General features: G+C 65.8%; 11 protein-coding genes. 1 reads left to right on the forward strand and 10 read right to left on the reverse strand.

Going from position 1 to position 12,493, the window contains the following annotated elements; all coding sequences use genetic code 11:
• Window positions 1-101 precede the first annotated feature (101 nt).
• From IVB07_RS25090 to IVB07_RS25115, 6 genes are all read right to left on the reverse strand, one after another.
• Window positions 102-1,598 (reverse strand): ABC transporter substrate-binding protein, encoded by a 1,497-nt coding sequence (locus IVB07_RS25090; protein ID WP_018458643.1) that lies wholly within the window; start codon window positions 1,596-1,598, stop codon window positions 102-104.
• 55 nt (window positions 1,599-1,653) lie between these two features.
• Window positions 1,654-2,658 (reverse strand): oligopeptide/dipeptide ABC transporter ATP-binding protein, encoded by a 1,005-nt coding sequence (locus IVB07_RS25095; protein ID WP_018458642.1) that lies wholly within the window; start codon window positions 2,656-2,658, stop codon window positions 1,654-1,656.
• The gene (locus IVB07_RS25100; protein WP_026233629.1) at window positions 2,655-3,668 is read right to left on the reverse strand and encodes an ABC transporter ATP-binding protein; all 1,014 of its coding nucleotides are present in this window, start codon (window positions 3,666-3,668) and stop codon (window positions 2,655-2,657) included. Before IVB07_RS25100 ends, IVB07_RS25095 begins: the two co-directional genes overlap by 4 nt.
• 2 nt (window positions 3,669-3,670) lie before the next feature.
• Window positions 3,671-4,564 (reverse strand): ABC transporter permease, encoded by an 894-nt coding sequence (locus IVB07_RS25105; RefSeq protein ID WP_018458640.1) that lies wholly within the window; start codon window positions 4,562-4,564, stop codon window positions 3,671-3,673.
• On the reverse strand, window positions 4,561-5,511 hold the full coding sequence (locus IVB07_RS25110; RefSeq protein WP_026233628.1) for an ABC transporter permease: 951 nt from the start codon (window positions 5,509-5,511) through the stop codon (window positions 4,561-4,563). Before IVB07_RS25110 ends, IVB07_RS25105 begins: the two co-directional genes overlap by 4 nt.
• A gap of 99 nt (window positions 5,512-5,610) precedes the next feature.
• The gene (locus tag IVB07_RS25115; protein ID WP_026233627.1) at window positions 5,611-7,032 is read right to left on the reverse strand and encodes an amidase; all 1,422 of its coding nucleotides are present in this window, start codon (window positions 7,030-7,032) and stop codon (window positions 5,611-5,613) included.
• 121 nt (window positions 7,033-7,153) lie between these two features.
• On the opposite strand from IVB07_RS25115, the gene IVB07_RS25120 reads away from it, so the two are divergent.
• A complete protein-coding gene (locus tag IVB07_RS25120; protein WP_018458637.1) occupies window positions 7,154-8,041 on the forward strand; it encodes a LysR substrate-binding domain-containing protein in 888 nt (295 codons plus the stop codon).
• A 7-nt stretch (window positions 8,042-8,048) separates the two neighbouring features.
• Here IVB07_RS25120 and IVB07_RS25125 read toward each other — a convergent pair whose 3' ends face one another.
• Genes IVB07_RS25125 through IVB07_RS25140 form a run of 4 tightly spaced genes read right to left on the reverse strand, consistent with a single transcriptional unit; the run spans window position 8,049 to window position 12,486 of the window.
• Entirely contained in the window at window positions 8,049-8,984 is a 936-nt protein-coding gene (locus tag IVB07_RS25125; protein ID WP_018458636.1) for a carbohydrate kinase, read from the reverse strand.
• 5 nt (window positions 8,985-8,989) lie between these two features.
• Complete coding sequence (locus IVB07_RS25130) at window positions 8,990-10,636, reverse strand: FGGY-family carbohydrate kinase (protein ID WP_026233626.1); 1,647 nt, start codon at window positions 10,634-10,636, stop codon at window positions 8,990-8,992.
• A gap of 38 nt (window positions 10,637-10,674) precedes the next feature.
• Window positions 10,675-11,448, reverse strand: a complete 774-nt coding sequence (locus tag IVB07_RS25135; RefSeq protein ID WP_018458634.1) for an SDR family oxidoreductase — start codon at window positions 11,446-11,448, stop codon at window positions 10,675-10,677.
• A 30-nt stretch (window positions 11,449-11,478) separates the two neighbouring features.
• Window positions 11,479-12,486: an ABC transporter ATP-binding protein gene (locus tag IVB07_RS25140; protein WP_018458633.1), complete on the reverse strand. Its 1,008-nt coding sequence runs from the start codon at window positions 12,484-12,486 to the stop codon at window positions 11,479-11,481.
• Between the last annotated feature and the right edge of the window lie 7 nt (window positions 12,487-12,493).

Consider the following 12,493-nt stretch of genomic DNA (forward strand, 5'->3'; position numbering starts at 1 on the left):
GCATGGGGTTGTTCTTCAGGTTTTTTGTTTGGACCGGTCTCGTGACGATCTCTTCCGTTGGGAGAGATCGTCACCGACATCGCGCAATCGACATGCGCGCCCTACTCCCACGCCCATGTCGAGAAATCGTTCTCGTATTGGGGTACGTCCTTCCAGACGCCCTTCAGCTTCTTGTTGGTGATGGTGATCAGCTGCGGCTGGTACAAATAGCCCGAGACTGCATCGGTGGCCAGCATGCGCTGGGCGTCGCCGAGAAGCTTGGCACGGGCGGCTTCATCCGGCGTCGACACGATCTGCTTGTAGAGCGCATTGAAGGCGTCGTTGTTGTAGCCGAGATAGTAGTCCGGCTCGGTGATCTTGACGAGATCGAACGGCTCGACATGGCTGACGATGGTGAGGTCGAAATTATGCGGACCATTGCCGGCAAACACCTGCGACAGCCATTGCGCCCATTCGACGTTCTCGATCTTGGCGATGATGCCGACCTTGGCAAGCTGGGCCGCGAGGACCTCGCCGCCCTGGCGCGCATAGGACGGCGGCGGCAGCTTCAACGACAGCTCGAGCGGGGTGGTAACGCCGGCTTCGGCCAGCAGCTTCTTGGCCTTCTCGGGATCGTAGGGGTTGATGCCTGTCGTGTCGACATAGCCGAGCGCGCCCGGCACGTAGAAGCTTCCGATCGGCGTGCCGAAACCGTCGACCGCACCGTCGATCATCGCCTTGCGATCGATCGCGGCGAGGATGGCACGGCGCACGCGAACATCGTCGAGCGGCTTTTTGCGATGGTTGATACCGACGATGGTCTTGGCCCTGGAGCCGCCGACCATAACGTTGAAGCGCGGATCCGCCTTGAACTGCGCGATGGTGCGCTGGGCCGACACCCGGGGAAACGCGTCGACGTCGCCCGACAGCAGCGCCGCCGTCTGTGCGGACGGATCGGAGATGAAGCGGATCGTCACCTTCGCGAGCTTGATCGCGGCGGCGTTGCGATAGTCAGCCCATTTGGTCAGGGTCATCGAGGAGCCCTTGGCCCAGGCGCCCAGCTGATAGGGCCCGGTCCCGACCGGCTGCGTGATATTGGTGGCAGCGCTCTTCGGCTCGACGATCGAGCCGCTCGCCTGCCCCAGCAGGAACGGCAGGTTCGGCTCGGAATTTTTCAGGCTGATCACGACCGTGTCGGCGTCGGGCGCATCGACCTTCTCGAAGCTCTGGAACAGGCTCTTGTCCTTGTTGGTGCTGGTGGGGACCGCGTTGCGCTCGAACGAGAACTTCACGGCTGCGGAGTCAAACGGCTCGCCGTTGTGGAACTTGACGCCCTTGCGCAGCTTGAACGTATAGGTCTTCAGATCGGGCGCTGCAGTCCAGCTCTCCGCCAGCAGGGGCGAGGTGGTGCCGTCCTCGTTGATCTTGGTCAGGGTCTCATAGATGTTGTAGAGCGTGACCTCGGCGATCGCGGCGGCGGCGGCGTTGGTGGGATCGAGCCCCGGCGGTTCCAGCGCCATCGCCATGACGACGCTGTCCTTCTTGCTCTGAGCCAGCACCGGCAACGGAGCAGCGGCAAGTGCGGCGGCGAATGCGACGATCGATAGTTTCCTGAACATGCGTAACTCCCCGGCCTTGTCTTGTCTCAAGCCTACGCCAATCCTGCCGCGGACGCTAACCTTCCACGGGCAATTGCGGCAACGCCATCACGGCTTCCGCCTTGTGGCAAGCGGCCAGATGCGTCTCGCCCACCTTGCGTAGCTCAGGCAGAACCTCGCGGCAATGCTGGTCGGCTAGCGCGCACCGCGAGACATAGGGGCAGCCGGTCGCGGCCGCCGATTGCGAGGCGATCGCCTGGGCTCCGCGCCGCCGCCGGCCTCCGCCGGCGCGCACCCGCGGCACGGCCTCCAGCAGCGCTCGCGTATAGGGATGGGCGCAACGCTCGAACAAATCCTCAGGCCTGCCCTGTTCGACGATCCGGCCCAGATACATCACCGCGACCTCGTCGCAGAGATAGTCGACGACGGCCAGGTCGTGGCTGATCAGGACGTAACTGAGGCCGAACTGCTCCTGGAGGTCCTGCATCAGGTTCAAGACTTGCGCCTGCACGGAAACGTCGAGCGCGGAGACCGGCTCGTCGGCGACGATCAGCTTCGGCTGGGTGATCAGCGCGCGCGCAATGGCGATGCGCTGGCGCTGGCCGCCGGAGAACTCGTGTGGATATTTCTCCATGTCGGCATCGCGCAGACCCACCTGCCGTAGCACTGCGGAGACGCGGGCACGTAGCGTCGTGCGATCAATCCCCTCCAGCACGGTGAGCGGTTCGGCGACGATGCGCGCGATGGTCTGGCGCGGGTCGAGCGATCCGTAGGGATCCTGGAACACCATCTGGAAATCGCGGCGGGCGCGGCGCAACTCGTCGGCGGAGATGCGGTTGAGGTCGCGGCCGAGCAGCGCGACCTGCCCCGATGTCGGCCGCTCCAGCGCCATCACCACCCGCGCGAATGTCGACTTCCCGGAGCCGGATTCGCCGACGATGCCGAGGCTCTTGCCGGCGTCGACCCGCACGCTGACACCGTTGAGCGCGCGCACCTGCCCGGGCGGGCGGAACACGCTTTCGCGCGGCAACGTGTAGCGCTGCTCGAGATCCTTCACGTCGAGAAGAGGCGCCGTGCTCATACGGTCAGCGCTCCGACGCGTTCGGCCATCGACACGTCCGTCCGGATGCAGCGCACGAAATGGCCCGGTCCGACGTCCACCATTGCTGGAAGCGCAGCCCGGCACTGCTCGATCACGAGCGGACACCGATCGGCGAAGGTGCAACCGGAAGGCAGATCGGCGAGCTCCGGCACCGTGCCCGATATCGTCGTCAGCCGCGTCCCCTTGCGTGCGCCGAGTTTCGGTCGGGCGCGGAACAGGCCCTGCGTGTAGGGATGGCCCATCCGGCGGAACACCTCGTCGGTCGGTCCGCTCTCGATGATCGTGCCGCCGTACATCACCATCATGCGCTGCACGTTCTCGGCGATGACGCCGAGATCGTGCGAGATCAGGATCATCGACATGCCGCGCTCCTCGACGAGATCGGCGATGAGGTCGAGGATCTGGCCCTGGATGGTGACGTCGAGCGCCGTGGTCGGCTCGTCCGCGATCAGAAGGTCGGGCTCGCAGGCGAGCGCCATCGCGATCGTGACGCGCTGACGCTGGCCGCCGGAAAACTGGTGCGGATAAGCGTCGACGCGCCTGGCCGGATCAGGCAACCCGACGCGGTCGAGCAAGGCGATCGCCTCTCGCCGCGCCTGCGATGCCGAAAATTTCCTGTGACGCCGCAGCGGCTCGGCGACCTGGTTGCCGATCGTGTGCATCGGATTGAGCGCGGTCATCGGCTCCTGGAAGATCATGCTGATGCGATTGCCGCGCAGCCGACAATATTCCGCGTCCGACAAACCAGCGAGTTCGCCGCCATCCAGCTTGATGCTGCCGGTGACGGACGCGCTATCCGGCAGCAGCCCCATCAGCGACAACGCGGTGACCGACTTGCCGCAGCCGGATTCGCCGACGAGCCCGAGCGTCTCGCCGCGCTTCAGCGCAAAGCTGACGCCGCGCACGGCCTGCGCCGGCCCGCGGCTGGTGTTGAGGCGCACGCCGAGATTGACAACCTCGATCAACGGCATGGACGAGCGCTCGCTCATCATCATCGCTCCCGCGCCAGTCGAGGGTCGAGCAGATCGCGCAGTCCGTCGCCGAGCAGATTGAGGCCGAGCACCGCGATTGCAATCGCAGCACCCGGGTAGACGGCGAGCATCGGCGACTGGAACAGCAGCGACTGCGCGTCGTTCAGCATCCGTCCCCAGGACGGCTGCGGCGGCTGCGTGCCGAGACCGAGATACGACAAGGCGGCTTCGGCAAGGATCGCGAGCGCAAACTGGATCGTCGCCTGTACGATCAGAATCGACATGATGTTGGGCAGCACGTGCTCGATGGTGATGCGAAAGCGCCCTTTCCCCGCGGCGCGCGCGGCCAGCACGAATTCGCGCGCCCAGATCGCGTTGGCCGAGCCGCGCGTCAGCCGGATCAGCGTCGGGATCTGGAAGATGCCGATGGCGACGATCGAGGTCACCATGCCGGGCCCGACGACCGCGGCGAGCATGATCGCCGAGAGCACGGCCGGAAAGGCGAAGGTGAAATCGGAGAAGCGCATGATGATCTCTTCGGTCCAGCCGCGCCTGGCCGACGCGATGAGGCCGAGACAGACGCCGAAGGTGAGGCCGATGCTGACCGCGATGATGCCGACCATGATGGTGGAGCGGGCGCCGGCGAGCAGCAGCGAAACGATGTCGCGGCCGAAGACGTCGGTGCCGAGCCAGTGCGCGGCCGAGGGCGGCCGGAGCTTTGACGCGATGTCGATCTCATAGGGCGACCAGGGCGTCCACACCAGCGACAGCAGCGCCGAGGCGAGAACCAGCAGGCTCAGCGCGCCGCCGAGCACGAAGCTGCGATGACGCAGCGCGCGGCGCCAGAAGGTCCGGGCCGGCAGAGGGCGCGCTACGGCCGGCGCGTCGACGAGGGTGGTCAACGGCGCGCTCACAGATCGTGGACCTTGATGCGGGGATCGACGAAGGCATAGAGCACGTCGACCACGAAATTGACGATGACCACCATGGTCGCGAGCAGCATCACGCAGTTGCGCACCACGATGAGGTCGCGGTTGGCGATCGACTGAAAGATCAGGCGGCCGAGCCCCGGCAGATAGAACACGTTCTCGATCACGATGGTGCCGGCGAGCAGATTGGCGAATTGCAGGCCCATGACCGTCATCACAGGGATCATGGCGTTGCGCAGCACATGACTCCACAGTACCTCGCGCTTGCCGAGGCCCTTCGCGCGCGCCGTGCGGACGAAGTCTTCGCGCAGCACTTCCAGCACAGCCGAGCGCGTGACGCGTGCGAGGATCGCGGCCTGCACGACCGCAAGCGACACCGCCGGCAGCAGCAGCGACTTGATGCCGAGCCAGACGCCGTCCTCCCAACCGGGAAAGCCGCCCGCGGAGAGCCATTGCAGCCGTACCGAGAACAGTAGCACCAGCAGGATTGCGAACCAGAAATTCGGCAGCGCGATGCCGATCTGCGTCAGCGACATCACGCCGACGTCGCCGAGCTTGTTGTGGTTGGCGGCGGTGTAGATGCCGGCCGAGAGCGCCAGCGTCACCGTGATCAGCATGGACATCATCGCGAGCGGAATGGTCAACACCAGCCGCTCCACGATCAGGCTGGCGACCGGTGTGCCGTAGACATAGGAGTTGCCGAGATCGCCGACGAGCAGCCCTTTGATCCAATGCAGATAGCGAACCGCCAGCGGCTGGTCGAGCCCGAGCTTGACGGTGAGCGCGCGGACCGCATCTGGCGAGGCGTCGGCGCCCATCAGCATCTGCGCGGCGTTGCCCGGAAGCGCATCCAGCACCAGGAAAATGATCACGGACGCGCCGACCAGCGTCGCCAGCAGGGTCAGCACACGTCGGAGGACAAATACGCTCATGCGCGCTCGGATTCAGGGCTCATCCGCAGCACGATCAACATGTCCGAGCATCGGAGGCAAGTGCTTTGCAAACAAGTCCCTTGCGGCATGTGCCTCACCTCAGCCGGGCCAGCGGGACAGGAGGTCATGCGACGCCTCGAACAGCGCGCTCACGCGCAGCAAGTCCGCATCAGCGCGGAAGCGGCCGACGAGTTGCAAGCCGATCGGCAGGCCGTCGCGGCCGAAGCCGCAGGGCAGACTGAGCGCGGGGTGTCCGGTCATGTTGAACGGCATGGTCCAGGGGAACCAGTGCGGCCGGACGCTGTCAAACTGCTTGCCGTCGATCTCGATGGTGCCGAACAGGTCCTGATCGATCGGCAGGGCGGTGCGGGTGAGGGTCGGCATCGCCAGCAGATGCCCATGCGCAAGCAGGGACTGCACCCGGCGGAACAGCGCCGTGCGCGCGAACATCGCCTCCTGATAGGCAACGCCACTGAAGTCGGTGGCGAGCGCAAGCTGCCTGAGGAAGGCCTCGCTCAGCGCGTCCCCATGCTCGGCCGCGAATTTTGCAAAGCGCGTCCGCCAGACCGTGTGATTGATGGCGCGCCAGATCGGCTCGATGTCGAACCCCTCGCCCGAAAACTCCTCGAGCTCGGCACCTAGGCCCGCAAGTCGATCGAGGCTCGCCTTGAAGCCGGCCTCGACGTCGACAGATACCGGGCGTCCGGGTGGCGACAGGCAATACAGGATTTTCTGCCCACGCAGATCGCCACGCGGGGCGGCCGTGCCGATGAAGTCGGGCACGGGAACGCCGATCGACCAGGGATCGCAAGAATCCTCGCCGGCCATCGCCTGCATCATCAGCGCGGTGTCGGGGACGGACCGCGTCATCGGCGTGACATAGGTCTGGTTGCCGAACACGTCCAGCGCCTGGCTATGCGGGATGACGCCATTGCTCTGCTTCAGCCCGACCACGCCGTTGCAAGCGGCGGGAATCCGCGTCGAGCCGCCGCCATCGGTTGCGATCGCAAGCGGCGCGATGCCGCTCGCCACCGCCACCGCCGCGCCGCCACTGGAGCCGCCCGACGAGCGCTCGGCGCTCCACGCATTGCGGGTGCGGCCGAACAGCGGCGAGTCGGTCAGGCATTTGCTGCCGAATTCGGGCGTCGTGGTCTTGCCGATCAGAATGGCGCCTTCCGCACGCAGCCTTGCAACCGCGACGGCATCCTCGTTCGGAACATTATCCTTGTAGGGAATGGCGCCGAAACTGGTCGTGACACCCCTGGTGTTGACGATGTCCTTGACGGTTGCGGGGATGCCGTGCAGCAGGCCGAGCGGCTCGCCCGCCATCAGCTTGCGCTCGGCTTCGCGCGCGGCGGCAAGCGCCTCGTCGCCGCAGATCGTGATGAAGCAGTTCAGCTCAGGCTGGAGCGCTTCGGCGCGGGCGAGCACCGCGCGGGTGAGCTCGACGGGCGAGATCTGCTTTGTCGCGATGAGACCGCGCAGCACGGTTGCGGATAGCAGGCAAGGATCGCCGTTCATCGTCACATCGCTCCGAAGCGGGCCGCCGTTGGCCGATAGCATTGACAGCCAGGATGACAGTTTTGTTAACTCGCCGTCCAATACGATTTTGAGCACCAACCCATACGATTTCGGTATGCCAATGGATCTTCGCCGGCTCCGCTATTTCGTTGCCGTCGCCGAGGCGCGCAGCGTCGGCAAGGCGGCCGAGCGGCTGCGGATGGCGCAGCCGCCGCTCTCGGTCCAAATCCGCAAGCTGGAGGCCGAGGTCGGCGCGCCGCTGTTCCGCCGCGGCACGCGCGGCATGGATTTGACCGAAGCGGGCCAGGCGCTGCTGGCGCGCGCCGGCGAGGCGCTGGCGCTGGCGGCCGACGGCATCGAGGCCGCGCGCGCGGTCGCGGCCGGCAGCCGTGGTCGGCTGTCCGTCGGCTACATGTTCGTACTGGCGAACGCGATGCTGCCGCGTCTCATCCCCGAGTTGCGGCGATCCGTTCCCGGCGTCGATCTCGATTTCGCCGAGCTCAGTGCCACGACGCGCGAGCCGCGTCTGCTCGACCGTAGCGTCACGGTCGCGCTGTGCATGCCGGCGATCCACCATCCCGAGATCCAGGTGGCCCGAATCGGCGCGCAGCCGTTCGTGCTGGCGGTGCGAAACCGTTCGCCGCTTGCGCGCCTGAGCGCGGTGTCAATGACACGACTACAAGGCCGTCCGCTGATCGCGTTGCCGCCGCCGGAGCGCGACCCCTCCTCCTCCGCGGTCGCGGCCCTGCTGCGGCGGCATCAGATCGTGATGCCGATTGCGAGCCGGGTAGAGACAGTGCATTCGGCGATGAACCTGGTTCTCGCCGGTGAAGGCCTCGCCATCCTGCCCGCCTGCGCCCAGCTCGGGGCGCCGCGCGGCATCGTGTTCCGGCCGTTGCGGGATGCGACCGATTCCATCGACATCGCGGTCTGCTGGCGGCGGGATTCTCACAGCCCGCTGATCCGGACCTTCCTCAAATGCGCCGAGAAGGTCGTGGCACCGCTGTGACGCGACGCTACAAGCTCCAGATAATCTCGTGACTCCACGGCGGATCGGCACCGGGACGGGTGCAGGTGAGACCGGCGCAATTGGCAGCAAAGGATAGTGCACCGCGAAGCTCGTCCGCGCCGATATCCTTCAGTTGCTGTCGGGCGAGGCGTCCCTGCTTGTGCAGGGCGAACAACAACGCCGCCTGAAAACTGTCACCCGCGCCGATGGTGTCGGCGACCACGACCTTGGGGGCGGCGACCTCGATCTGTCCTGCCCCCGCATGCCACGCGATCGCACCGTTGTCGCCACGGGTGATGACGACGAGGCTCGCGCCGCGTGCAAGCAGCGTGCTCGCACGCTGGTGATACGGCTCGTCGGCGAACAGATAGGTAAAATCGACGTCTGACATCTTGATGAGATCGGCACAGCCGGCAAACTCGGCCATGCGGGCGAGATAAGCCGGCTTGTCCTTCACGAGGTTGGGCCGGCAGTTCGGATCAAAGGAGATTGTCGAGGACGCTCGTGCGTCCACGATCAGGGCCATGGTCTCGCTCGCGCCCTGGTCATTGACCAGCGTGGTCGAGCCGACATGGAGAACTTCGACCGTATCGAAGGGAATAGAGCCGCGCCGGTAGGTCCAATTCCGCGTCGCGGTCTCGGCGTCGTAGAAAGCATAATGCGACTCTCCCGCAACGATACGCACGAAGGCGAGCGTGGTCTGGTGATCGCTGCTTGTGGCGAGACCGAGCTCGACATTGGATACAGCGGCGTGGTCGGCGATCATGCGCCCGAACATGTCCGTCGAGATCCCGCCGACAAAGCCGGTCGGCGCGCCGAGCCGCGCCATGCCGATTGCGACGTTGAGGCAGGAGCCGCCGACCGCCGGCATCACCGCTTCGCGCCCGTCGGTATTTCGCGTCGGGACAAAATCGATCAGCGCGTCGCCGCAGGAAATCAACATCCGTTTCAACCTCCGGCCATTCCACGCATCGCCGCGCGGCTGCCGCGATCGACCTCGCGCAGCAACTTGTAGACCTCGCGCTTGCGGGCGTGAAAGGCGGCAATGTCGGGCGTAGTGGGCTCGCTCTTCCGTCCCAACGCCGACATCTTGGCCATGGTTTCGCCGATCGAGGCATAGGCGCCGCCGGCGACTGCGCCGAGCATCGCGGCGCCGAGCAGCACGGGCTCCCTGGTCTGCGGCAGCGCCACGGTGAGGCCAGTCGTATCCGCCATGATCTGCCGCACCAGCGGACTGCGGCTGGCGCCGCCGCCCATGATCATGATGCTGGAATGGACGCCATGCGCGGTAAAGGCCTCGATCACCTCGGCAAGCCCATAGGCGAGCCCGCACAGACCGGCGACGAACAGCCGTTCCATCGAGGCGATGTCGGTGTCGAGATCGAGGCCCGCGATCACCGCGCGCGTGTCAGGGTCGGCATAGGGCGAGCGGTTGCCGATGAACTCAGGAAGCACATGGACGTTGCGGGCCAGCAGCACGGCGCGGCTGGCGCCGCCTGCGCGCGCGATGATGCGGCGCTCGAGAAACTCGATGAGGTCGAGGCCCTCGCTGCGCGCCGCCACGCTCGCCTCGGCGTGGCCGGGATGCGACTTGAGAAGATGGTCGATCGCAGCGCCCGCAGCCGACTGCCCGCCCTCGTTGAGCCAGAAATTTGGTACCATGCCCGAATAGTAAGGACCCCACACGCCCGGTACGAAGCACGGTTCTTTCGTCGTCGCCATGATGCAGGCCGACGTTCCCATGATGTAGGCGAGGCGGTCGCAGACATCTGTCGCGCCCTCCGATTCATCGCGGCCGCCGATGGCGCCGATGCCGCCGGCATGGGCATCGATCAGGGACGCTCCGACCGGCGTGCCCGGTGACAAGCCGAGATCGGCAGCTGCCGTACCGGTTAGACCGGCGCCGAGCCGCGTGCCAGGCGCGACGATCTCGGTGCCGATGCGGGCGTATTTCTCGTTGACGAAGTCCGACAGGCCGATGCGCTTGAAGAATGGCGCGCTCCAGCCACCGCCGTCATGCGCGAGGTAGTTCCATTTGCAAGTGACCGTGCAGGTCGAGCGTTGCAACGAGCCGGTGGCGCGCCAGGTCAGGTAATCCGCCAGATCGAAGAAGTGCCCTGCGGCGTCGAAGCTCGTGCGCATGTGCCGCTTCAGCCACAGCAGTTTCGGCATCTCCATCTCGGGCGAGATCGAGCCGCCGACATAGCGCAGCACGGCATCACCGGTTTCGTTGATCAGCCGCGCCTCGGCCGTGGCGCGGTGATCCATCCAGACGATGACGTTGCGCTGCCGGTCGCCGGAGGCGCTGATGGTGAGCGGCTCGCCTTGCCGGTCGAGCACCACGAGGGAGCAGGTGGCGTCGAAACCGATACCGCCGACGCTGTCGGGCGCGATTGCAGCTTCCGCCATCACGGCCCGCACCGACGCCGTGCAAGCGTCCCAGATATCCTGGGACGACTGTTCGACGATGTCACCGGCCTCGGGCCATATCCTGATCGGATGCCGTGCGATAGCCAGCAAGGTGCCCGCCTCGTCGAACACCCCTGCCCGCGTGCTTGTGGTCCCTACATCGACGCCGATATACGCTCGCGGCATTGTCGCCCCCGGAAGCTCTCGTCAGTTTTGACGCAAGCCTACCAGCAAGTGTAGCCGCCATCCACCAGCACGATGCTGCCGGTCATCAGGCTCGCGGCCTCGGACGAGAGAAAGAGCACCACGGAGGCGATCTCCTCGACCTGCCCCATCCGCGCCATCGGGGTTCCACCGATCCAGGCGTCGTACATTCTCGGATTGCTCTTCACGAAGGCGTTGAGCGGCGTCTCGATATAGGTCGGCGCCACCGCGTTGACGCGGATGCCGCGCGCGCCCCATTCGGCGGCGAGCGATTTCGTCAGATGGTGCACGCCGGCCTTGGACGCATTGTAGAAGCACTGCTCCTGCGGCTTGTTGACGATGAAGCCGGACATCGAGCCGACATTGACGATGGCGCCGCTCTTCGCCTTGAGCATGTGCTTGCCGAACTCGCGGCAGCACCAGAAGGTGCCGTTGAGATTGACGTCGATCACATTGAGCCAGTGCTCGTCGGTCACGGTCTCCGCCGGCGTCTCGCTGCGGGCGATGCCGGCGTTGTTGACGAGGATGTCCACCTTGCCGTGCCGGGCAACGACGTCGTTGGCCACTTCCGCCACGCGCTTGGTATCGGTGACGTCCATGATCGCCGTCTCGGCGTCATACCCCTTCGCCTTCAGGCTGGCTTTTGCACTGTCGGCGACCTTACTGTCGCGATCGCCGATGACGACCCTGGCGCCGGCTTCAGCCAGCGCTTCGGCGCAGGCGAAGCCGATGCCTTGCCCGCCGCCGGTGATGAAAGCGGTCTTGCCGTTCAGCTTGAATTTTTCCAGGTACATGTTGCTTTTTCCGATTCTTGCCGTTTCTTGTCAGCCCCGGATGGCGCTGCCGCTTGCGTCGAAGCGATGGATGCGCGCGGGCTCCGGCAGCAGCGATACATGGTCGCCGGCGTGCAGGCTCAACTCACCGATGTAGCGCGCCGTCAGCATGCCGAGCTGACCGGCATCGACATAAAGGAAGGTGTCGCTGCCGAGGTGCTCGGCCACCGCGATCGTTCCCTGCCAGCCGCCGGCACCGTCGCGCTCGATCTTGAGATGCTCAGGCCGTACGCCGATCGTTGCTGCGCTCTTCTGCAAGGCGTGCTCGCCGGTCACGAAGTTCATCTTGGGCGAGCCGATGAAGCCGGCGACGAAGAGGTTGGCCGGCTTCTCGTAGAGCTCCAGCGGCGAGCCGTATTGCTCGATCTTGCCGCCGTTGAGCACCACGATCTTGTCGGCCATGGTCATGGCCTCGACCTGGTCGTGGGTGACATAGATCGCGGTGGTGCCGAGCTGCTTCTGGAGCCGCGTCACCTCGATCCGCATCTGCACGCGCAGCGCCGCGTCGAGGTTGGAGAGCGGCTCGTCGAACAAAAACGCCTTGGGCTCGCGGACGATGGCACGCCCGATCGCGACGCGCTGGCGCTGGCCGCCGGAGAGCTCGCGCGGCTTGCGATCGAGATAGGGCGTGAGGTTCAGCGTTGCGGCGGCGGCCTCGACCTTACGGTTGATCTCGTCCTTGGCCAGCCCCGCCATCTTCAGGCCGAAGCCGATGTTGCCGCGCACGCTCATATGCGGATAGAGCGCATAGGACTGGAACACCATCGAGAGCCCGCGCTTGGCCGGCGGCGTGTCGACCACGTTCTTGCCGTCGATCAGGATCTTGCCGCCGGAGACGTCCTCGAGCCCCGCGATCAGCCGCAAGAGCGTGGTCTTGCCGCAGCCCGACGGCCCCACGAACACCACGAACGACCCATCGGCGATCTCCAGGTCCGCGCCCTTGATGATGTGCACGGGGCCGAAGGATTTCTGCACGTCCTGAAGTGTGATCTGACCCATGATCCGG

Source organism: Bradyrhizobium sp. 172 (assembly GCF_023101065.1).
In the GTDB taxonomy this organism is placed as follows: Bacteria; Pseudomonadota; Alphaproteobacteria; order Rhizobiales; family Xanthobacteraceae; genus Bradyrhizobium; species Bradyrhizobium canariense_D.

Coding starts and splice junctions, on each gene's coding strand:
- IVB07_RS25090 (WP_018458643.1), bottom strand. CDS start 1,598: ATGTTCAGGAAACTATCGATCGTCGCATTCGCCGCCGCACTTGCCGCT.
- IVB07_RS25095 (WP_018458642.1), bottom strand. CDS start 2,658: ATGAGCACGGCGCCTCTTCTCGACGTGAAGGATCTCGAGCAGCGCTAC.
- IVB07_RS25100 (WP_026233629.1), bottom strand. CDS start 3,668: ATGAGCGAGCGCTCGTCCATGCCGTTGATCGAGGTTGTCAATCTCGGC.
- IVB07_RS25110 (WP_026233628.1), bottom strand. CDS start 5,511: ATGAGCGTATTTGTCCTCCGACGTGTGCTGACCCTGCTGGCGACGCTG.
- IVB07_RS25115 (WP_026233627.1), bottom strand. CDS start 7,032: ATGAACGGCGATCCTTGCCTGCTATCCGCAACCGTGCTGCGCGGTCTC.
- IVB07_RS25120 (WP_018458637.1), top strand. CDS start 7,154: ATGGATCTTCGCCGGCTCCGCTATTTCGTTGCCGTCGCCGAGGCGCGC.
- IVB07_RS25125 (WP_018458636.1), bottom strand. CDS start 8,984: ATGTTGATTTCCTGCGGCGACGCGCTGATCGATTTTGTCCCGACGCGA.
- IVB07_RS25130 (WP_026233626.1), bottom strand. CDS start 10,636: ATGCCGCGAGCGTATATCGGCGTCGATGTAGGGACCACAAGCACGCGG.
- IVB07_RS25135 (WP_018458634.1), bottom strand. CDS start 11,448: ATGTACCTGGAAAAATTCAAGCTGAACGGCAAGACCGCTTTCATCACC.
- IVB07_RS25140 (WP_018458633.1), bottom strand. CDS start 12,486: ATGGGTCAGATCACACTTCAGGACGTGCAGAAATCCTTCGGCCCCGTG.